Consider the following 18,942-nt stretch of genomic DNA (forward strand, 5'->3'; position numbering starts at 1 on the left):
CGTGCTGGAACCCGACGATTCTGCTGGCGAGTCATCATTTTCCCAGGCTCAGTGACCAAGACCACTCCTGGCGATCTGCTGCTCAACGAACTGGGCGAACAATGCATGCAGGCGCGTCGCCGGATGAAGGTCGTCGGCGAACATGTAGGTCTGATCGGCATTGGCCGTCACGTAGGTAGCCGGCGAGCACAACAAGGCCGTGTCGTGAGGCGTTTTCGCAGGATCGCAGGCGACGCCGGTGTTTGACACGACGAAGCCATTGGCCTGAAAGCTCGCAATGATCTGGTTCTCCCATGTATAAGAATCGATCTGGATGACCTTGCCTTGCAGGCCATCGGCCTGCAAGGCAGCGATCAAGCTGTTGTTGAAGATCTGCGATAGCTGGGTCAGGTTTGCCCCGCCGTCGGACGAGGCGATGCCTTTGGGCGATAGTCCGACATTCGGGACATTGACCACGACGACATGCGTGGCGCCGTTCTGGATGATCTGTCCGACTATTTGAGCCAGGGTGGTTGCCGCCGTCTGCACGGTCTGCGCCGCGGCCGGCAGTGCCCCGGCGCGAAGCACGTCGTTCGAGCCGCCCCAGACCAGCACCAGCTGATTGGCGTTGAAGCTCCCGTGTGCGGACAAATAGCTCGAAACCTGCTGGTTGACGGGCATTTCGACGTTGCCGATCACGTCAGTCAGAAAATTGTTCAGGTTTGCCGGCGTTGCCACCGTGGCGCCGCCCTCCGCATAGCCGAGGCCGCCTTGCGCACTCAACTGATGCGTGATGCCGATCGTAAACGCAGCGCTTAGCGTATCGCCATAGTATTGCGCCACATTCTGAGTCCACACTTGCCCAGGATTGGTTGTGAATCGCCCTCCGCCGACCGCGCTAGCGATCGGCGCAAAGGTCCCGACATCAGACAGGCTGTCGCCAAACGAGACAACTTGCAGCGCAATGCCGCCTGCCGGGCCGGACGCGCCACTGCTGCTACCCGAGCCGCCTCCATCCCCGCCGCATGCGGCAACCAGCGAAATCACCACGGCAAGAATCGCGGCACGTACCTGATCGATGCTTCTTTGCATGGTTTCTCCCCGCAGGTTGGCCGGGCAACCGCCCCCACGTGGCGGGCCGATCGGCGGCCCGCATATCGCTCTTGCGATAGGTACCTTGTCAGGCTGACGAGTGCAAAGCGCACATGGCTGCCTTGCCGCTGACCGGCGGCTCATCAGTAGCCCATCAGTAGCTAGACTAGCGAAGGGCTCTGCGCGATGACGCATGACGCATTGATTATAGTGACCTGAACGGGCCGTGCAGTCGGTACGGTGCCGGACATGGTGGACGTCCGGATGTCAATCCGGCCCAGATCAGCAAGCAGGGGCCGCACCCGGTGCAGCGAGCGCCACTCTTCCGAATCAACGTTAAGAGTCGGCTTTGCCAGGGGCTGCGGCAGCATCCAGAGCCAGCATCGCGGGCCCGATCATCGCCTGCAAGCGGGCGCGGCTGACGCCGTCGCGGGCCTGCACGGAGATGCCGTGCAGCAGCGCGCCGTAGAGATCGCCAAGCGCGGCGATGTCGGTGTCCTGCCGCAGTTCACCGCTTTGCACCGCCGCATGCAGCCGGTCAATGATGGATTGCGTGCGCTGGCGGCGATGTTCTGCCAGCCAGTCGGCCACCGGTTCGTTCTCGAGTGCGCAACTGCTGGCCGCGGACACCACCAGGCAGCCATGCGGACGGCCGCGTTTGGTGTAGGTCCGCGCCGCGTCGTTGAGCAAGCGTTCGATGGCCTGCCTGGCCGACTCCTCTTCCTGCATGGCTCGATCCGCGAAGCCACCTTCGCCTGCCTCGTAGAGCGCCACCGCTTCCCGGAACAACGCTTCCTTGCTGCCGAACGCCGCGTAGATGCGCGCCGAGGCCAGGCCCAGCGCCTCGACCAGCGTCGACATCGACGCGCCTTCATAGCCGCGCTCCCAGAACACGGTCATGGCCGTATTCAGGGCTTGGTCTCGATCAAATTCTCTGGGGCGTCCGGCCATGTTCTGCTCGTGAGTGAATGCTGTCGCGGCGTGCATTTTACCGTCGCGGCGCCGAACACGGTTGACTTCCTCATCCTTGCCATCTATTCTTTGTCGCTCAACAAACAATAGGCGGTTCAATCCATGCAAACCATCAAAGGTCCAAGTCTCCACCTCGCCCAGTTCAGCGACACGCAAGCGCCGTTCAACACGCTGCCCGCCATCGCCAAATGGGCCGCCGACATCGGCTTCAAGGCATTGCAGATTCCAGCGTGGGACGAGCGCCTGTTCGACGTGAAGACCGCAGCGCAAAGCCAGACATACTGCGACGAAGTCAAAGGCATGCTGGCCGGGCACGGCCTGGTCATCAGCGAACTGACCACGCATATCTTCGGGCAGCTGGTGGCGGTGCATCCCGCCTACGATTCAATGTGCGACAACTTCGCGCCGCCCGCGCTGCGCGGCAATCCGCAGGCGCGCTCCGCCTGGGCGCTGGAGCGCCTCCAGCTTGCCGCCAAGGCGTCGCGCCGGCTTGGCCTGACCGAGATGGGCACCTTCTCCGGCTCGTTCGCGTGGCCTTACCTGTTCCCGTTCCCGCAGCGCCCGGAAGGCTTGATCGAAGCCGCCTTCGAAGAACTCGCCAAACGCTGGTTGCCGGTGCTCAATGCCTGCGATGCGCAAGGCGTCAACCTTTGCTATGAGATTCATCCCAGCGAAGACCTCCACGACGGCGCCACCTTCGAGCGCTTCCTCGGCCTGGTTGGCGACCATCCGCGCTGCCACATCCTGTTCGATCCCAGCCACTTCGTGCTGCAACAGCTGAACTACCTGGACTACATCGACTTGTACCGCGACCGCATCCGCATGTTCCACGTCAAGGACGCCGAGTTCAACCCAAGCGGGCGGCAAGGCATCTATGGCGGATATACGTCGTGGACCGAGCGCGCCGGACGCTTCCGCTCGCTGGGCGATGGCCAGGTCGATTTCAAGTCGATTTTCTCCAAGCTTGCGCAATACGACTACCAAGGCTGGGCCACGCTCGAGTGGGAGTGCTGCCTGAAAGACCAGGAAGACGGCGCGCGCGAAGGCGTGGATTTCATCAACCGCCATATCATCCGCGTGACCTCACGCATCTTCGACGACTTTGCTGGCGCCACCGTCAACAAGGCGCAGATCGACAGCATGCTCGGCATCGCCTGACACCGACATCGCATTCATCGCATTCATCGCATTCATCGCATCCAATGCCTCCGATGCATCCAATCCATCCACCGAAGACATCCATGCAAGACAACACCCAACACACGCACACTTATGTACGCATTGACGGCCACCGTGTGCACTGTGTCACCGCAGGCAGCGGCCAGCCGGTTCTGCTGATTCCCGGTTGGCCGCAGACGTGGTTCGCCTGGCGCCATGTCATGGCGGCGCTCGCACAACGCGGCTTTCTCGCCGTCGCGGTCGACCCGCCGGGCACTGGGCATTCCGACCGGCCGCCCACGGGCTACGACACCGGCGCCACTGCCCACACATTGCACCGCGTGATGGCCGCACTGGGCCATGGCCGCTATCAGGTGGTCGGCCACGATGTGGGCATGTGGGTGGCCTACGCGCTGGCCAGCGACCATCCCGACGCAGTCACGCGGCTGGCGCTTACCGAGGCCGTGATCCCCGGACTTGCGCCTGCGCCGAGCATCTTCGCCCCGCCTGCCGAGAACAAGTTCCTGTGGCACTTCATGTTCAACCAGGTAGCCGATCTGCCCGAGACGCTGATCGCCGGGCGCGAGGCCGCCTACCTGAATTTCATGTTCGACCAGTGGTCCCATCGTCGCGACCGCGTGGCCGTGGACACCTACATCGCGGCCTATTCGGCGCCGGGCGGCCTGCGCGGCGGTTTCGCCTACTACCGCGCGATTCCGGAAACGGTGCGGCAGAACCGCGAACGCGCAAAGCGCAAGCTGGCGATGCCGGTGCTAGCCATCGGCGCGGAGCACGCGACCAACGATGCGCCACTGGAGACGCTGCGCGACAACGCCATCGACCTGCGCGGCGTGGTGGTGCCGGACTGCGGCCACTTCATCATGGAGGAGGCACCAGAGGCATTCATCGCTGAACTGCTGCCGTTCCTGGAAGCGCAGCAGGGAGGGCATGCGCATGTCCGTTGATGTAGATATCGTTCGCTTCCTGGCAGCGTTACCAGCAAGTGTCGGTGAGACGTCGCTAGTGGAAATGCGCCAGGCCACCGAACGAGATTTGCCTGCGCTGCACGGCCCCTTGCAGGAAGTGGCCGCGATCAAGGTGTTCAGCGTGACAGCCGATGACGGCTACGAGATCAGGATTCGCGGCTACTGGCCGACGGCGTCGCGGCAAGCTGACGCGCCGCTGCCTGCCATCGTGTTCGCGCACGGCGGCGGCTGGGTTCTCTGCTCGCTGGCGCTTTACGACAACCCCTGCCGTGCCTTGGCCAACGCCACCGGCTGCGTGGTGCTGTCGGTGGACTACAGGCTCGCGCCCGAGCACAAGTTCCCTGTGCCGCTGGAGGACGTGTATCGCGCGGTGGTGTGGGCATTCGACAAAGCTGCGGAACTCGGCATCGATCCAAAGCGGATCGCGGTGGGCGGCGACAGCGCCGGCGGCAACCTTGCAGCCGCTGCGGCCCTGCTGGCACGCGACCGCAATGGCCCCGCCATCGCGCATCAGTTGCTGCTATATCCCGCGTTGGACGGCGCGATGGACTCGGACTCCTACGCCGAATTTGCCGAGGGCTACTACCTGACGCGGGATGTCATGGCGTTCTGCTGGTCGGCCTACCTGCGCGGACCGGCGGACAAAGGCTCGCCATATGCGTCGCCGCTGCGCGCAGAGCGGCTCGATGGCCTGCCGCCCGCCACCATCTTGGTCTGCGAGTACGACCCACTGCGCGACGAAGGCGAGGCCTATGCCCGCCGGCTCGCCGACGCGGGCGTCATCGTGCAACAGACTCGCTTGCCGGGCATGGTGCATGCCTGCATCCACCTGCTCGGCGTGGCGCCTGCTGCGCAATGCCTGTTCGATCGCGTCGGCGCGATGATGAAAGCGGCGCTACGGGCGTAACCGTCGGATGCCACTCAGGCGCGCAACGCGCCGGACGCTACCGGATGAACCTGGTGGACGCTGGGCAGGCCATCGCGCCGCCCGCGAGCAGCGCGTCATATCGCTCGCGGGCGGCATTCTCCGCGCGAATGCGGTAGGCGTGGGAACATCGAGTCCCATTTTTTACCTACACGTTTCCCGCACTGACGCTCTATTCTGTTAACCATGCCCGGTGGCGCAGCCCGCACATGCACGGGAGCCCCTCCGATTGGTTTTCCGAGGACGTGTACGTGGCCCCCATGTCCAAGAACTTCAAACGCGCCTCTACGAAAACGCCGGCCGCATCCGCTCGTCACGGTGCCGAGGGCAGCGACCGAACCCTGCTGTATTTCGGTTGCCTCACCCTGTTCATCTATCTGGCAACGCCGGCGGGTTTCCTGGTTGATGTACAGACGTCGTACATACTCAAGAACCAGTTGCATGCAACGGCAACGCAGATCTCGACATTCCGGCTGGTTACGGGCATACCCGTGTACATCGCGTTCGCTTTTGGCCTCGCGCGCGACCAATGGAACCCGCTGGGATTGCGCGATCGTGGCTTCTTCCTGATTTTCGCTCCGGTGACCGCGGTGGCATTCGTCTGGATAGCGTTTTCAGGTTTCTCATACGCGGGACTGGTCATCGGGATGCTGCTGGCAATGCTGTCGTCCCGATTTGTCGCCGCGGCCTATCAGGGCTTGATCGCCTTGGTGGGCCAGGAAAAACGCATGTCCGGGCGCCTGAGCGCGCTGTGCAACTTGGTCAGCTCCGTCCCGGTCGTTGCGGGCGCGTTCGCTTCCGGGTACATCTCCGATCATCTTGCCGCGAAAGAAGCCTTTATCCTGGTGGCGACGGTCACGTTATTGATTGCCGCGCTGGGGCTCTGGAAGCCCGTTTCCGTCTTCGGCCAACTCTACGATCAGCCGCAAGCCAGGGGCGCGGATCTCCTTGGCAACGTCAGCAGGCTGGCGAAGCATAAGGCCGTCTATCCAGCGGTTCTCATCTGCTTTCTGTGGAACTTTGCGCCAGGATCGGCCACTCCGCTACAGTTCTATCTGACCAATGTGCTGCATGCATCGGATTCCATTTACTCGTACTACAACGGGATCTTTGCCGCCGCGTTCATCCCGACATTTTTGCTGTATGGCTTTCTGTGCAAGAAAGTACCGCTGAACAAGCTGCTGTGGTGGGGAACGATCGTCGCAGTGCCACAGATGATTCCGCTAGCATTCATTCACTCAGCCAATCTCGCGCTTGTGTTGGCGGCTCCGATAGGGCTGATGGGCGGTGTAGCCACGGCAGCATATCTCGATCTCGCGATGCGGTCCTGCCCGCCTGGCTTGCAAGGCACCTTGATGATGCTGGTGGATGGCGTACTCGCGCTCTCGGCGCGTGCCGGGGATCTATTGGGCTCATGGATCTATAACAGCAGCCCAACGCACGGATTCACCTATTGCGTGATCGCGACGACCGTGGTGTACGCCCTGATCCTGCCCTTGATCCCGCTGGCGCCGAAAGAATTGATTGCTACCAAGGATGGCGAACCCAACCCGGAGGTCGAAGCCAAGGTGCTGAGCGAGATCCGGGAAACGTAAGCGAGTGACTTGTACCGTCGGGCCCGTGCGTGGCGATCCGCTCTGATAGGGAGGCTCTGGATCGTACTCCATCTGGAGCTGTACTTCCTGTGCCACGTCATCGCCCATAAGGTCGGCCGCTATGGATAAGGCAAAGTCGATCCTCGAGGTTACACCCGCACCAGTAATCCGATTTCGATTCCGCACAACGCACTCGCGAACGGGTTCTGCTCCGAGCAGACTCAACTGATCGATAGAGGACCAATGGCAAGTTGCACGGTAGCCCGTGAGGAGGCCAGCCGCCCCCAAAACCAGGGATCCAGTGCAGACAGACGGATCTGTTCGAGCACCGTCGTCTTGAATTCGGCGCTGTACCCGCGCCTTCGCGCTCCGCCCAACTGTCGACACATTATCCATCGTCTCCACGATCTCCTTCGTGGGGACGATGCAGGATCGCTTCGATCAGCTCAAAGTGGGAAAGCTGGACGCTTACCGTTCGACGTCGAATCGAACGACGAGCTGCTGGCGCTCATCAGCGTGCTTCCTCTCGTTCCGTACATGGACCCTTCTCGCGTCAGCGCTAAAGAGTCAACTCTGAACTCACGGAACTTGCGCGCCCGTTGTTACGGCTGATCCACTGCATCGCGAACGCCGATGTGAGTCCGCCGATCGCGACAATCGCGACCAACAACCCGGGTGCCGCCTTGTTTCCGGTTGCATTTGCGATCAGTGTAGTGGCGAGAGGCGTAAATCCACCCAAGAGGGCAGCGGCAACGTTATAGCTGATCGCCAAGCCGCTGAAGCGAAGCCTTACGGGAAATAGACTCGATGCAAGTACGCCGAACGAGCCTGAGATCAGTGAGCATACAAGCGCCATGCTAAAAAACGTGAGATATGGAGGACGTGCGGGCGCCGTGAGCAGCGATGCGTAGAACGGGTAGGCACCCATGGCAATCGCTGCGCTACCGAGGATATACAAGCTGTGGGGGCGTATGCGATCTGCAGCATAGCCGACGACGACGATGGCAATCGACATAACTGCCACGGCGGTCATCACGAGACCGCTGGCTGCACGAGCCGAGAATCCGGCTACCTGTTCGAGGTACGGGACCATCGCAACGTTCAGCATTGCTATCAGCATCTGGTTCAACCCCACGATACCAACGCCAACCGCGATCTGCGAAGAGTACGTGCGTGTTACCTCCCATGCCGGCAATCGAGCGCGTTTTTGAGCTTGGACCGAGAGGAACATCGGCGTCTCACGCAGATTTCCACGCATGCATGCACCAACGACACCGAGCACGCCACCTGCAAGAAACGCCAGTCGCCAACCAAATGTGCCTATGTCCTCGGCATTCAGTATTGTATGCAGCCCCATGCTAATGCCGACGGCGAGTAAGCTCCCAGTATTGACGCACGAGAACATGAGGCCACACGCCAGTCCGGTCCGATTCGGAGCCGTCTCGACCACGTACGCAATTGCTCCTGGCAGTTCCCCGCCGACACATGCGCCCTGCACAAAGCGCATCAACACGAAAAGACTGGTCGCGGCGACTCCGAACGATGCATATGTGGGAATGCACGCCATGATGATCGTCGCGGCAGCCATCGTGATGAGCGATACGTTGAAGGCGGCGCGACGACCGAAGCGATCACCAATGTGACCGAGAACAAGACCGCCGACCGGTCTTGCGAAATAGCCGACAGCAAATGCAGCGAATGCAGCGGCCATCGACGTCGCCGGACTACCGGTTGGAAAGAACGCACGAGCGACGTATGGGGCAAACACGCCATAAACGATGAAGTCGTAGAACTCGAGGCCACCGCCGATGCTTGCAATCACTATCGTGCGCCAGTCGATTCTCTGCTCGGAGCGCGCGTGTGCGTCAGTGGGCGAACTGACACCGCTTGTTCCCATGTCATATCCTCCGCTCAATTCGGTTGTGTTCAGGGATGGAGTATTGCAGCGGCACGCGCAATGGCGTACTGTCGACGTTTCATCCGATCTTGGCTCAATGCATCGAGTTGCTCTCGTACTGCTCGTGGCGCACGATCCGGCGATCCCGAGTCGAACGGAGGAGCCGGGTCGTACTCGAGCAAAAGCTGGATGGTCTGTGCAGCCTCGGTGCTTACCAAATCGCCGACGACCTTCAGCGCCATATCGATGCCGGCAGTGACCCCACCCGAAGTAAAGAAACGTCCGTCCGTAGTCATGCGTTCGCGCGTAGGAGTCGCGCCAAAGTCTGCAAGCAGGTCAGCGGATTGCCAATGGCAGCTTGCACGCAGACCGTGTAGACAACCTGCTGCGCCGAGCAGCAAGGGGCCAGTGCAGATGCCAAACACGTAACGAGCCCCGGCCGATTGCTCGCGGACAAAATCGACGGTTCGTGGATCAAGCATGGCATCGTCTACGCCAGGGCCACCCGGTACGACCAGCAAATCGTACTGGGGCGCCTCGGCAAAGGACGTCGTTGGCAACCAGGAAAATCCGCGCCCGCAGCGTACTGACTCGCGTGTTTTGGCGACCAAATCTACCTGCCAACTCTCGACTGCGCTTAGCACTTCGAGTGGACCGTTCATGTCCAACTGTGTGATTCCTGGATACATCAGCATCCCTACCCGAAATACAATGTCACTCATGTGATCCGCTCCTTTGACTGGGCTGGTGTCAATTCTAAGGAGCGCAAAGTTGGCAAAAATGTCAAAGTCCCCGCCTTTCGCGCCACATGTCGAGCGACGTGTCGTTGCGGTCGCTTTTGACGACCATCAACCGCTAGATATTGTTGGACCGATGCAGGTATTCAATCTCGCGAATCGGGAAGGAATTCAGCCCCTGTATGAGGTGCGTGTGGTCGCAGAAGTGCCTGGAAGAGTACGAGTTGCCGCGGGGCCGGATATTGTCGTTGACGACGATCTGTCGCTGCTTCAGCTGGCAGATACAGTCATTGTGCCCGGCGGACCTGGAGTCGGCTCCGCCGCACAGAGCATGGCGCTGCGGCGTGCGTTGAACGCGAGCCGCGGTCGAGCACGGCGGATCTGCTCGGTTTGCACTGGCGCGTTCGTACTTGCGAGCGCCGGGTTGCTTGCGGGGCGCCGTGCGACTACGCACTGGGAGAAATGCGGCGAATTGGCCCGCCTGCATCGTGATGTTGAGGTGCTTACTTCGCCAATCTACGTCAACGATGGCGACGTTTGGACGTCCGCTGGTGTTACGGCCGGCATTGATATGGCACTTGCACTCGTGGAGCAGGACCACGGACATGTAATCGCCGCTCGGATCGCGAGGAAGCTGGTTGTGTATTTGCGGCGTCCTGGCGGCCAGCCCCAGTCCAGCGAGATGCTTGCAATGCAAGAACGTGCCGGCAACGGCCTTTATCTCGAACTCATGAACCGAGTCGCATCAACGCTATATCGTCCATGGAGTATCGAGGAATTGGCTGATGCGGTCGGCCAAACACCGCGAACTTTCCAGCGGCGCTTTAGAGAAGCGATGGGATGTTCGGCATTTGTCGCAGTACAGGACCTGCGACTCGCACGGGCCAGATTGCTGCTTGAAACGACTGACGCACTCACCGCAACGATTTCCAACAAGTGCGGTTTCGCGTCCGAAGAGCAGATGCGCCGGGCATTTCGGCGGAAGTTTGGGGCGCCGCCGGCATCGTTCAGGAGTTTCCCAAAGCAGAAGGAGACAGGAGCGGAATGACAGTGCGAGTGAAGCGCTAAAGCCCTCAGCGATTAGCTGCGTAGTCGGATGTGAACGCGACTACGCAAGCGAGGCATCCCAGGAAACTAGCACATGACAAGCAGGAATCTCAGACAAGGAGGTTGAATTTTCTCGACTATGCTTGGGAACCACACATCAGGAGACCACAATGGCCATTGAACATCCCCGCTATCGGGTAGCTGCTGTCCAGGCGGCGCCAGAGTTTCTTAATCTCGAGGCAACCGTTGACAAGACGATTTCGCTTATCGAAGAGGCTGCACTAGGCGGCGCAAGTCTCATTGCTTTCCCTGAAACGTGGATACCGGGATACCCATGGTTTGCCTGGCTTGGCGCGCCGATCTGGGGCATGAAATTCATTCAGGCATATCATGACAACTCGATGCTCATCGACAGCGTGCAGTTCGATCGCATCGCGCAAGCGGCATCGCGTTGCAACATCACCGTTGTGCTCGGCTTCAGCGAGAAAGACGCAGGAAGCCTGTACATTGCCCAGGCCATCCTGAGTCCTGAGGGGAAGACCATCGCCACGCGCCGCAAGCTGAAGCCCACTCATGTCGAACGCGCGCTCTTCGGCGAAGGCGATGGCAGCGACCTGGCTGTTCACGACACCAACCTCGGCAGGATTGGCGCCCTTTGCTGCTGGGAGCATCTTCAGCCACTTACCAAGTATGCGATGTATGCTCAGAATGAGCAGGTCCATATCGCCGCTTGGCCCAGCTTCTCGCTTTACGTCGACGCGGCTTACGCGCTCGGACCAGAGGTAAACAACGCCGCGAGTCGGTTGTATGCGGTCGAGGGCCAGTGCTTTGTAGTTGCGCCGTGCGCAACGGTTTCGCAAAAGATGATCGACATGCTTTGCGAGACACCCGAGCAGCAAGCGCTGCTGAAATTGGGGGGCGGCCATGCGCAAATCTACGGACCTGACGGCCGATCGCTGGCCGACCCGCTGCCTCCAGATGCGGAGGGGTTGCTATACGCGGACATTGACCTCGCAGCAATCACCCTCGCTAAAGCAGCTGCTGATCCGGCTGGGCATTACTCGCGCCCGGACGTGACACAACTGCTGCTGGACCGCAATCCAAAGCCTCGTGTCGTGCATGTGAAGTACGGCCAAAGTGCAAACGGCAACTTACCGGGCATGCGAGCCGTCGAGCATATAGAGCTCGAGGAAGGTGAACAGGCCTGAGCGTTCAAACGACGTCTCCGATCAAGCTGTCCCACAGGGGACTGAACCGCCCGGCTGTTATTCGCGCGAGCGGAACGCAGCCGGGCTTTGGCCGAACCGTCTCCGGAATGCGCGGCTGAAGTGTGCGGGATCGTTGAATCCCCAGCTCATGGCGATCTGCTTGATGCTCAACCCGGAACAAGCGACGTCGAGCAGCGTCGCCCGACATGCCTGCAGCCTTTGATCCCAGATCCACTCGGCGAGCGAACACCGTTCCGCCTCGAACACTCGATACATTGAGCTGACGGACACACCGAGCGCTTCGCTGATCGAGATGATGCTCAGGTCCGGATCCGATAGATGTTCGTGAATATAGGACTTGATCCGGTTCAAGTGAAACAGCTTCAAGGTCGGTAGCGATCCGACCTGCGAAGCCGGCAAAGTCGCCAGGGCCGTAGCGACGAGATCGAGCACGGCGTTGGAGACAGATGCCTGTGTCTGACCAGCCATCGCTTCTGCATGCTCTGTTAATCCCACCACCAACTCCCCTAGCAGGCGCCCTATGCCCTGGCTGCCGCGAATGGCGATGGCCGTCAACCGTTCCGCCGATGGTGCTCGCACACGCAGGCGGTCGCGTGGCACCGTCACGACCAGTTGTTCGAAGTCCTCCCGGAACACGAGTTCGTAGGGACGAGTGCTGTCATAGATCACAAAATCCCCAGCTGCAAGTACTGCACGCCGACCATCTTGGCGTACTTCCCCCTCACCTGCCAATTGGAAGCTGACCAGGAACAGTTCGTCCTGAGTCTGCCGGATCAGTCGCGACGTCCGCCGCACGTGCTGGCCATTGGAATTCACCACCGCAAGTTCGATGTCCGCGAGATCACTCTGGGTGATGCGACCAGAAAACTGCCGCCCTCCATTGAGCTTAACGGGGTCGAAGTCCAGTTTGACGAAGGCGCGACTGATAGCGTCTCGCCAAAAGTCCAACCGCTCTTCAACAGGTGCGGAATCGGTACTCGTGCTTTTCATCGTCTAACGCATGAACAGGACATCAGTGATGTCTTGGATTGGTGCTGCTCGCCGAACAGTAATAGCCCAGGCACGCCATTTCCCGGGAGAAATCATCGGAACCGGGCCGGCAAGCTGAATCAACGATGTCGGGAGCGTGGTGCAATACCCGCGATCTTTGGCATTGCAGAATGGAACCGACCGGCAGGGGGGACTTCCTTGCCGAACCTTCCTCTGGGTATACTAAATGAAAACTCGTTTCGCCAGCTTGCTGTTTCTCTCGTTGATGGTGGCAACCTCTGCCAAGGCAACCGTTCTCGCGACCGATCCTGCGGACTATGTGCCTTTGCCACCGGGCACTAACCTCGGCCTGCTTTATTACCAGCACAGTGAGAGCACCGCTTTCTATGCCGACGGAAGGCGCACGCCGGCACCCTTTGATGTCCAGTCGGATATCGGCGTTGTCCGCTATATCCACTACGCAAGCCTCTTCGGCTTCACAGTGACGCCGCAGGTCATCATGCCCTTCGGCAGCGTGCGCATGAGTGCCCCGGCCAATCTTCATTCGAATGGTACTGGCGATCCGTTCATCGGCTCGGCGATCTGGTTCATCAACGACCCTGATCACCAGCGCTATCTCAGCACCGCCCAGTTCGTCTCCGCTCCGCTTGGGACCTACCACACCGATCAGGGATCCCTCAATCTCGGCGCACACCGCTGGACAGCCGTGACGCATCTGAATTATTCCCAGAACATCACTGGTCCAGTTTTCCTCGACTTGACAGGCGAAGTGGCTTTCTACGGCACTAACAACGATTTCGCTGGGGCTGACTACAAGCAGCGGCCGACGTTCAGCCTGCAAAGTCACCTCCGCTACGAACTCAGCAACAGAACACGGATCGCGATCACCTATTACCACACCGCGGGCGGCCGTACCGAACTCAACGGCGTCACTCAGAGCGCAAGCATGTCGACCGATACGTGCTTATTCACAGTGGCTCACTTGTTGACACCATCACTGCAACTGGAAATCCAGGGCGGCCAGGACGTACACGTGCGCAACGGCCCCAAGGACAAGCTTCGGCTCAATCTGCGTTTAGCAAAAGCGTTTTAGCGATCGCAAGCGCGCCTGAGATATTGATGCAGCACTTATGCCGGAGAACAGGATCGATGAACGGCAAGCCCTGGGCCAATGCACAGCATGCGCGAAAACCGGTTTCCTTAGCGATGACATCAAGCGGATGCCGGCCCTGTTCGATCATCAGTCGCTCCGCCTCCAGTCGCAGCCCTTCGATTGCCTTGGCGGGAGACTGCCCCGTTTCCAGCGTGAACACACGACCGAACTAGCGCGGACTCAGATGAACAGTCTCGGCCAGTTCCTCCACGCTCAGCGAACGGCTCCGATTCTAACGTGCATAGTTCAGCGCATTCTGGATGCGATCAGAATTTGGCGCTAGGTCGAGCATTTTGGAATGCTGGGACCGCCCGCCCGCCCGACGCTGATGCATAACCAGCTTGTGCGCCGACCAAGATGGCGCCCGCCTAGCCAACGACGAAGTGCGCGTTGACCATGGTGAAAGGAAGGATGGAAATGCGACGGATGACAGTATTGGACTCATAGACGATTGACGAATCAGACCCGCGGCTCAAGCCAGTAATGCGTCGAGCCTTTCGTTCAACGTGCTCAGCGCTGCTCCGGTCGCAGGGAGCTTATGCACGTTCTTTCCGTCCACGAAGAACAAGGTAGGGTAGGAGGACGCACCAAGTCCGCGCGCCAGTTCGAAGTCCACTTTCGCCTGTGCCTTGCCAAAGCCGTCTGACAGAGCACGCAATGCCAACTTCTCGTCGAGACCATGGGCCGATGCGATGCCCGCGATCGTTGCAGGATCGGACAGGCTAAGACCTCGACCGTAGAACGCCGCCTGCAGTTCATGGGCCCAATGCACGGCACGCCCAGGGGCTTGCGCCCGCAGTACAGCCAGGCCCGCGGCGGCATCGACGGAGTCCATGACCATGTTGCCGTGCCTCAGCAGACTCTGATAGGCCTCGCCAAATACGGCGCCGGTCAGCTGGGCGATTCGCTCGTTGGCCTGCGGGATGTGGGGGTAACTGGCGATCGGCTTAGCGCGCTCGCCAACGAACAGGCCGCCACTAATGGCGCTGAACGCGACCTTATTGCGATTGGCGGCTTCGAACTCGCTCATGCGCTCCGAAAAGCCCCAGCACCAACCGCAGTAGGCGTCCGTGACGTACACGACGGACTTGGGCGGCAGATTGAATGCGTGCATGGTGTTGCCTCCTTCTCGCGCTTTTTTCCCACTACCACTTCATTTCGCCCTTGCCGACCTTGGCGCCGATGTCCAGGGCGATGCCGAGTCCAGCGGTGGGATATGCGGCCTTCATCGCGCCGATGAGCGTGGCACTATCGTCTGCCTGCCCCAATTCAGCATCCCAACGCTGCAGATATGCCTGCGTGAAGGCGACTTGGGAGACGTTTTGCTCCTGACCCGGAGCAGAGTGGCCTGGCACCACAATTGTCGGCAGTAGCGCGGCGATATCGCTAAGCTTCTTGGACCAAGCAGCGCGGTCTTCAGCGCTAGCGGCGTCAGCCGTCCAGACGTGTAGACCGGCGAACACATTCACTCCACCGACTACGGCCTTGATAGAGGGGATCCAGACATAGCTACGGTGTGGCAGGCGATCTTTCGTGCCACGGATTTCCAGCGTCTGACCTTCCAGCGTGATCGTGTTGCCGACGAGAACCTCTGGCAGGCTGACACTCTTTGGAGCGTTCGCGCCCATCTTCGGCGGCCAGAACGCCAGCTTCTTGGGCAACGTAGCTTCAATCTTCTTGATGGTCGGAGCAGTAGCGACGACTTTCACATCAGGGAAGTACGTCTTCAGGACGTCGATGCCAAAGTAGTAGTCGGGATCTGGCTGGCTGATATAGATCAGCTTCAGCGTCTTGCGGCTATCCAACACCATTGCGGTGATGCGCAATGCGTCTGCTCGGGTGAAGCCCGTATCGAGCAGCACAGCGTCGGTTTTGCCCGTCACCAGCACCGAGTTGACATTGAAGCTGTCCGCGTCAGCGTTGTAGACCTTCAAACTCAGCGGTCCGGGCTGGGCGTGGGCGGTTACCGCGGTAAGCGCAAATGCTGCAGCAGTAACCAAGCTGGTGAGCGAGCGAGCGATCATGGAGTTCTCCTGTTGGCAGCGGGATGCTGTCGTCAGGTGAACTATATTGACTACCAAAAGAGAGATAAACTGCGTTTCGATTAAATGTTTGTCAACTAAACCGAGCAAATGACATGGACAGACTGACGGCGATGCGCGTCTTCATCGAGATCGTGGATCGAGGAAGCGTTAGTGCGGCGGCAGACACGCTCGGCATGTCCAGAGCGATGGCAAGCCGTTATCTCGAGGGGCTGGAGGATTGGCTTGGTGCACGGCTCCTGCACCGCACTACACGTAGGCTCGCCTTGAGCGATGCGGGTGAGCGAGCGTTGGAGAACTGTCGCGAAATGGTTGCGCTGGCCGAAGACGTCGCCGCGCAAACAAGCCAGGGTGGTGGCGAAGCGCACGGGCGACTGCGGCTGACTTCGTCGCCGGCGTTCGCGCAAGCGCAGTTGACTTCGGCGATCGTGGATTTCCAGGCACTTCATCCCTTAGTGGAAATCGAGTTGATCCTGGTTGACCGAGCGGTCAACCTCGTGGAGGACCGTATCGACTTGGCCGTGCGTCTCAGCAATCGGATCGACCCCGGGCTTGTCGCTCGTCGACTAGCGACCTGCCATTCAGTCCTATGCGCCTCACCGGCGTACCTCAAGCGTGCGGGCGTTCCCAAATCCCCCGAAGACCTACGCACTCACCGCTGTATCATCCATAGCACCGCGTTCGCGCCCGAATACCACCTACGGCTCGAAGGTCAACTGACAACAATTGAAGCTCAAGGAATCCTCACCGCGAACGAGACCTCCATAATGCGGGCAGCCGCACTGGCGGGTGGCGGAATCGTAATGCTGCCCACGTTCTATGTGGGCGACGACCTGGCTCGAGGTACGTTACAGCCTGTGCTGCCCAAGTACGCGCTCGATCCCTTGGAAGTTCAAGCCGTCTTTCTATCTCGTCGGCATCAACCCAAGCCCTTACGACTTCTCATTGAGTTCCTTGCCGATCGTTTTGGTGGCGAGGTCGCGCCGTGGGACGCGAGGACGCACAGCGCGCGTTGAGCGTTTCGTACGCGGGCTGAGCTGCAGCTAGCAAGGGACGAAGAACAGCGGCAAGAGATCGCTTACAGACAGGACGTCCGTCTCGAGAGGAATTCCAGTTTCCACGTTATTCTCCTTTCTCATACGAATCCGGCGAGATCCAACGTTAGGGGACAGCCGCCGGACGATTTCAATAGACCGGGTTAGCAAGCCCCAAGTGAATTGGGCATTGGAAGCACCGCGCTATAGTTCGGCGACGAAGCGGCGGATGGCTGCCGCAACTGCAGACGGTGCTTCTAGCGGCGACAAGTGGCCGATGCCGGGTAGCACCTCAAGGCGCGCGCCGGCAATTCTCGGCAGCAATTCGGCACGCAGCGTTTCCACGCGATCTACCTTGTCCAGCTCGCCGGAGATCACCAGTACGGGCACGTTGATGGCGGCCACGTCGGCGGTGATGTCCTCGCGCATCGCCAAGTTCGGCCATGCGGCCTTGGCTTGCGGCGCACCGCGCAGGCTATCTTCGATCACCTGCTCGCGGCGCACCGGTGCGAGCGGTGTGGCAGTCAGGACGTTGTCCAGCACCCAGCCGATTGATTCGCGCGACGCATAAGCGCCTACCATGGCCGTGCGTTGCTCGTCAGACACCATCATCGGCGACGGCGGCGACGGTGCCACGAGCACCACGCCTTCCAGCCCCGGCAGCCCGCGCGACGCCAGCAGTTGCGCAGTCTTGCCGCCCATCGAATGACCGACGAGCACGTAGCGCTTCAAGCCCAGCGCTTCGATCACGCCTTGCGCGTCGTCGGCAAGGTCGGCGATCGTGTAGCCGGCTTCCGGGGCGTCCGAATGACCCCAGCCGCGGTGGTCGGTCGCCACCGTCCGATAATTGTCCGACAGCTCGTCTGTGACGAACTGCCAGGTTCGTGACGATCCGCCGTAGTAGTGCAGAAACACCAGCACCAGGTCGCCTTGCCCCTTCTCGGTAACGCGAATCCGGATGCCGTTTGATTGGATGTCCATTGTCATCTCGCTGCTTCGTCTGTTTGTGTGGATTCAGATGCGGTCCATATTTGGCTTGCTTGCCGTTCGAACCGTGTCGTTATCGTAGACACTGGCTTCAGAATTTATAATTGTCGTTTCGTGACCTGCAGTCGATAATATAGTTATCGAATCAAGGGGACGGAAGATGGACCGATTCACTTGTATCGGCGTATTCGTGGCCGCGTTTGACGAAGGCAGCCTAGCCGCGGCCGCCCGGCGTTTCGGACTCTCGCCTGCCATGGCAGGCAAGTACGTGACCGCGCTCGAGACGGAGCTGAACGCGCGGTTGCTCCAGCGCACCACCCGCCGCCTGAGCCTGACCGACGTGGGGCACACCTATTACGACCGGTGCAAGCGGATTCTCGAAGCGTTTGACGAGGCGAATCGCGAGGCAAGCGATTCACAAAGCGTCGCCCGCGGCGTGTTACGAATCGCCGCGCCCATGACGTTCGGTGCGATGCATCTGGGAGGTGTTGTGGCGCGCTATATCGAGGCGCACCCACACGTCAACGTCGAGGTGCTGTTGAACGATCGCTATGTCGATCTGCTGGATATCGGAGCGGATTTAGCAATCCGGATCGGTCGGCTACCTGACTCCGGCCTCGTCGCACGGCGGATTGCTCCCTGTCGTATGGCGGTGTGCGCGTCCCCCGCCTATCTGCAGAAGCACGGCACGCCGCACACGGTGGAGGACCTGCAGGGCGCGCAGCGGCTTGTGTTCAGCGAGGCCGTGTCAGCCGGTGACTGGACATTGATAGACACGACAGGCCGCGCGCACGTCATCGGCGGTACGTGCCGCATTAACGCCAACAACATGCAGCTGCTGCTGGCTGCGGCACTGGAAGGCGCCGGCCTCGCCTATGGACCAACGTTCGTCTTCGGCGAGTACATTGCGCGTGGTGAGTTGGTCGCGCTGCTCCCCTCCTACCGCGCGACGGAGTTGACGATCCAGGCGGTCTATCCGAGCACGCGTCACGTGCCACTCAAAGTACGCCAGTTCATCGACCAACTAATTGGAGCATTCGGCGACCAACCTCCTTGGGATCACCTGCAGCCATCGCATGGAGCCCATGCGATGTCACGGTCTGCTTCGAGGGGCTAGCC

At 60.4% G+C, this 18,942-nt stretch carries 17 protein-coding genes and 2 pseudogenes; 9 read left to right on the top strand and 10 right to left on the bottom strand.

Annotation, left to right across the window (positions count from 1 at the left end; translation table 11 throughout):
- Nucleotides 1–48: 48 nt before the first annotated feature.
- Together AC1Q7Q_RS05185 and AC1Q7Q_RS05190 are read right to left on the bottom strand one after the other, a co-directional pair.
- Entirely contained in the window at nucleotides 49–1,071 is a 1,023-nt protein-coding gene (locus AC1Q7Q_RS05185; RefSeq protein ID WP_492372158.1) for an SGNH/GDSL hydrolase family protein, read from the bottom strand.
- Between the two features lie 336 nt (nucleotides 1,072–1,407).
- The gene (locus AC1Q7Q_RS05190) at nucleotides 1,408–1,971 is read right to left on the bottom strand and encodes a TetR/AcrR family transcriptional regulator (RefSeq protein ID WP_492387134.1); all 564 of its coding nucleotides are present in this window, start codon (nucleotides 1,969–1,971) and stop codon (nucleotides 1,408–1,410) included.
- Between the two features lie 174 nt (nucleotides 1,972–2,145).
- Here AC1Q7Q_RS05190 and AC1Q7Q_RS05195 point away from each other — a divergent pair, with 174 nt between their 5' ends.
- The 4 genes from AC1Q7Q_RS05195 (at nucleotide 2,146) to AC1Q7Q_RS05210 (ending at nucleotide 6,707) form a co-directional block, all read left to right on the top strand.
- Nucleotides 2,146–3,201 (top strand): sugar phosphate isomerase/epimerase family protein, encoded by a 1,056-nt coding sequence (locus AC1Q7Q_RS05195; protein ID WP_492372157.1) that lies wholly within the window; start codon nucleotides 2,146–2,148, stop codon nucleotides 3,199–3,201.
- A gap of 83 nt (nucleotides 3,202–3,284) precedes the next feature.
- Nucleotides 3,285–4,166: an alpha/beta fold hydrolase gene (locus AC1Q7Q_RS05200; protein WP_492372156.1), complete on the top strand. Its 882-nt coding sequence runs from the start codon at nucleotides 3,285–3,287 to the stop codon at nucleotides 4,164–4,166.
- Nucleotides 4,156–5,094: an alpha/beta hydrolase gene (locus tag AC1Q7Q_RS05205; protein ID WP_492372155.1), complete on the top strand. Its 939-nt coding sequence runs from the start codon at nucleotides 4,156–4,158 to the stop codon at nucleotides 5,092–5,094. The genes AC1Q7Q_RS05200 and AC1Q7Q_RS05205 overlap by 11 nt, the downstream gene beginning before the upstream one ends.
- Nucleotides 5,095–5,372: 278 nt before the next feature.
- Nucleotides 5,373–6,707: an MFS transporter gene (locus AC1Q7Q_RS05210; RefSeq protein ID WP_492372154.1), complete on the top strand. Its 1,335-nt coding sequence runs from the start codon at nucleotides 5,373–5,375 to the stop codon at nucleotides 6,705–6,707.
- 129 nt (nucleotides 6,708–6,836) lie between these two features.
- On the opposite strand, the pseudogene AC1Q7Q_RS05215 reads toward AC1Q7Q_RS05210, so the two are convergent.
- The 3 genes and pseudogenes from AC1Q7Q_RS05215 to AC1Q7Q_RS05225 form a co-directional block, all read right to left on the bottom strand.
- Nucleotides 6,837–7,103, bottom strand: a pseudogene (locus tag AC1Q7Q_RS05215) (DJ-1/PfpI family protein); the annotation flags it as partial.
- Between the two features lie 163 nt (nucleotides 7,104–7,266).
- Nucleotides 7,267–8,604, bottom strand: coding sequence for an MFS transporter (locus AC1Q7Q_RS05220; protein WP_492372153.1), 1,338 nt, complete (start codon nucleotides 8,602–8,604; stop codon nucleotides 7,267–7,269).
- A 29-nt stretch (nucleotides 8,605–8,633) separates the two neighbouring features.
- The gene (locus AC1Q7Q_RS05225) at nucleotides 8,634–9,326 is read right to left on the bottom strand and encodes a DJ-1/PfpI family protein (protein WP_492372152.1); all 693 of its coding nucleotides are present in this window, start codon (nucleotides 9,324–9,326) and stop codon (nucleotides 8,634–8,636) included.
- Between the two features lie 58 nt (nucleotides 9,327–9,384).
- Between AC1Q7Q_RS05225 and AC1Q7Q_RS05230 the strand changes: the two genes are divergently transcribed.
- Nucleotides 9,385–10,389, top strand: coding sequence for a GlxA family transcriptional regulator (locus AC1Q7Q_RS05230; protein WP_492372176.1), 1,005 nt, complete (start codon nucleotides 9,385–9,387; stop codon nucleotides 10,387–10,389).
- Between the two features lie 169 nt (nucleotides 10,390–10,558).
- Complete coding sequence (locus AC1Q7Q_RS05235) at nucleotides 10,559–11,596, top strand: carbon-nitrogen hydrolase family protein (protein WP_492372151.1); 1,038 nt, start codon at nucleotides 10,559–10,561, stop codon at nucleotides 11,594–11,596.
- 57 nt (nucleotides 11,597–11,653) lie between these two features.
- Here the strand turns inward: AC1Q7Q_RS05235 and AC1Q7Q_RS05240 are convergent, their stop codons facing one another.
- A complete protein-coding gene (locus AC1Q7Q_RS05240) occupies nucleotides 11,654–12,607 on the bottom strand; it encodes an AraC-like ligand-binding domain-containing protein (RefSeq protein WP_492372150.1) in 954 nt (317 codons plus the stop codon).
- A 226-nt stretch (nucleotides 12,608–12,833) separates the two neighbouring features.
- On the opposite strand from AC1Q7Q_RS05240, the gene AC1Q7Q_RS05245 reads away from it, so the two are divergent.
- Nucleotides 12,834–13,700: a transporter gene (locus AC1Q7Q_RS05245; protein WP_492372149.1), complete on the top strand. Its 867-nt coding sequence runs from the start codon at nucleotides 12,834–12,836 to the stop codon at nucleotides 13,698–13,700.
- Nucleotides 13,701–13,791: 91 nt separating this feature from the next.
- Here the strand turns inward: AC1Q7Q_RS05245 and AC1Q7Q_RS05250 are convergent.
- The 3 genes and pseudogenes from AC1Q7Q_RS05250 to AC1Q7Q_RS05260 all read right to left on the bottom strand — a co-directional run.
- Nucleotides 13,792–14,109, bottom strand: a pseudogene (locus tag AC1Q7Q_RS05250) (helix-turn-helix domain-containing protein); the annotation flags it as partial.
- Between the two features lie 123 nt (nucleotides 14,110–14,232).
- Nucleotides 14,233–14,874 (bottom strand): DsbA family protein, encoded by a 642-nt coding sequence (locus AC1Q7Q_RS05255; protein WP_492372148.1) that lies wholly within the window; start codon nucleotides 14,872–14,874, stop codon nucleotides 14,233–14,235.
- A 31-nt stretch (nucleotides 14,875–14,905) separates the two neighbouring features.
- A complete protein-coding gene (locus tag AC1Q7Q_RS05260; protein ID WP_492372147.1) occupies nucleotides 14,906–15,784 on the bottom strand; it encodes an MBL fold metallo-hydrolase in 879 nt (292 codons plus the stop codon).
- 113 nt (nucleotides 15,785–15,897) lie between these two features.
- On the opposite strand from AC1Q7Q_RS05260, the gene AC1Q7Q_RS05265 reads away from it, so the two are divergent.
- Nucleotides 15,898–16,818, top strand: a complete 921-nt coding sequence (locus AC1Q7Q_RS05265; RefSeq protein ID WP_492372146.1) for a LysR family transcriptional regulator — start codon at nucleotides 15,898–15,900, stop codon at nucleotides 16,816–16,818.
- Nucleotides 16,819–17,040: 222 nt separating this feature from the next.
- Here AC1Q7Q_RS05265 and AC1Q7Q_RS05270 read toward each other — a convergent pair whose 3' ends face one another.
- Nucleotides 17,041–17,817 (bottom strand): alpha/beta fold hydrolase, encoded by a 777-nt coding sequence (locus AC1Q7Q_RS05270; RefSeq protein WP_492372145.1) that lies wholly within the window; start codon nucleotides 17,815–17,817, stop codon nucleotides 17,041–17,043.
- Between the two features lie 166 nt (nucleotides 17,818–17,983).
- Here AC1Q7Q_RS05270 and AC1Q7Q_RS05275 point away from each other — a divergent pair, with 166 nt between their 5' ends.
- Complete coding sequence (locus AC1Q7Q_RS05275) at nucleotides 17,984–18,940, top strand: LysR family transcriptional regulator (protein ID WP_492372144.1); 957 nt, start codon at nucleotides 17,984–17,986, stop codon at nucleotides 18,938–18,940.
- Nucleotides 18,941–18,942: the final 2 nt, after the last annotated feature.

This window comes from Cupriavidus sp. GW823-FHT07A04 (assembly GCF_058794615.1).

Coding starts and splice junctions, on each gene's coding strand:
- AC1Q7Q_RS05185 (WP_492372158.1), bottom strand. CDS start 1,071: ATGCAAAGAAGCATCGATCAGGTACGTGCCGCGATTCTTGCCGTGGTG.
- AC1Q7Q_RS05190 (WP_492387134.1), bottom strand. CDS start 1,971: ATGACCGTGTTCTGGGAGCGCGGCTATGAAGGCGCGTCGATGTCGACG.
- AC1Q7Q_RS05195 (WP_492372157.1), top strand. CDS start 2,146: ATGCAAACCATCAAAGGTCCAAGTCTCCACCTCGCCCAGTTCAGCGAC.
- AC1Q7Q_RS05200 (WP_492372156.1), top strand. CDS start 3,285: ATGCAAGACAACACCCAACACACGCACACTTATGTACGCATTGACGGC.
- AC1Q7Q_RS05205 (WP_492372155.1), top strand. CDS start 4,156: ATGTCCGTTGATGTAGATATCGTTCGCTTCCTGGCAGCGTTACCAGCA.
- AC1Q7Q_RS05210 (WP_492372154.1), top strand. CDS start 5,373: ATGTCCAAGAACTTCAAACGCGCCTCTACGAAAACGCCGGCCGCATCC.
- AC1Q7Q_RS05220 (WP_492372153.1), bottom strand. CDS start 8,604: ATGGGAACAAGCGGTGTCAGTTCGCCCACTGACGCACACGCGCGCTCC.
- AC1Q7Q_RS05225 (WP_492372152.1), bottom strand. CDS start 9,326: ATGAGTGACATTGTATTTCGGGTAGGGATGCTGATGTATCCAGGAATC.
- AC1Q7Q_RS05230 (WP_492372176.1), top strand. CDS start 9,385: ATGTCAAAGTCCCCGCCTTTCGCGCCACATGTCGAGCGACGTGTCGTT.
- AC1Q7Q_RS05235 (WP_492372151.1), top strand. CDS start 10,559: ATGGCCATTGAACATCCCCGCTATCGGGTAGCTGCTGTCCAGGCGGCG.
- AC1Q7Q_RS05240 (WP_492372150.1), bottom strand. CDS start 12,607: ATGAAAAGCACGAGTACCGATTCCGCACCTGTTGAAGAGCGGTTGGAC.
- AC1Q7Q_RS05245 (WP_492372149.1), top strand. CDS start 12,834: ATGAAAACTCGTTTCGCCAGCTTGCTGTTTCTCTCGTTGATGGTGGCA.
- AC1Q7Q_RS05255 (WP_492372148.1), bottom strand. CDS start 14,874: ATGCACGCATTCAATCTGCCGCCCAAGTCCGTCGTGTACGTCACGGAC.
- AC1Q7Q_RS05260 (WP_492372147.1), bottom strand. CDS start 15,784: ATGATCGCTCGCTCGCTCACCAGCTTGGTTACTGCTGCAGCATTTGCG.
- AC1Q7Q_RS05265 (WP_492372146.1), top strand. CDS start 15,898: ATGGACAGACTGACGGCGATGCGCGTCTTCATCGAGATCGTGGATCGA.
- AC1Q7Q_RS05270 (WP_492372145.1), bottom strand. CDS start 17,817: ATGGACATCCAATCAAACGGCATCCGGATTCGCGTTACCGAGAAGGGG.
- AC1Q7Q_RS05275 (WP_492372144.1), top strand. CDS start 17,984: ATGGACCGATTCACTTGTATCGGCGTATTCGTGGCCGCGTTTGACGAA.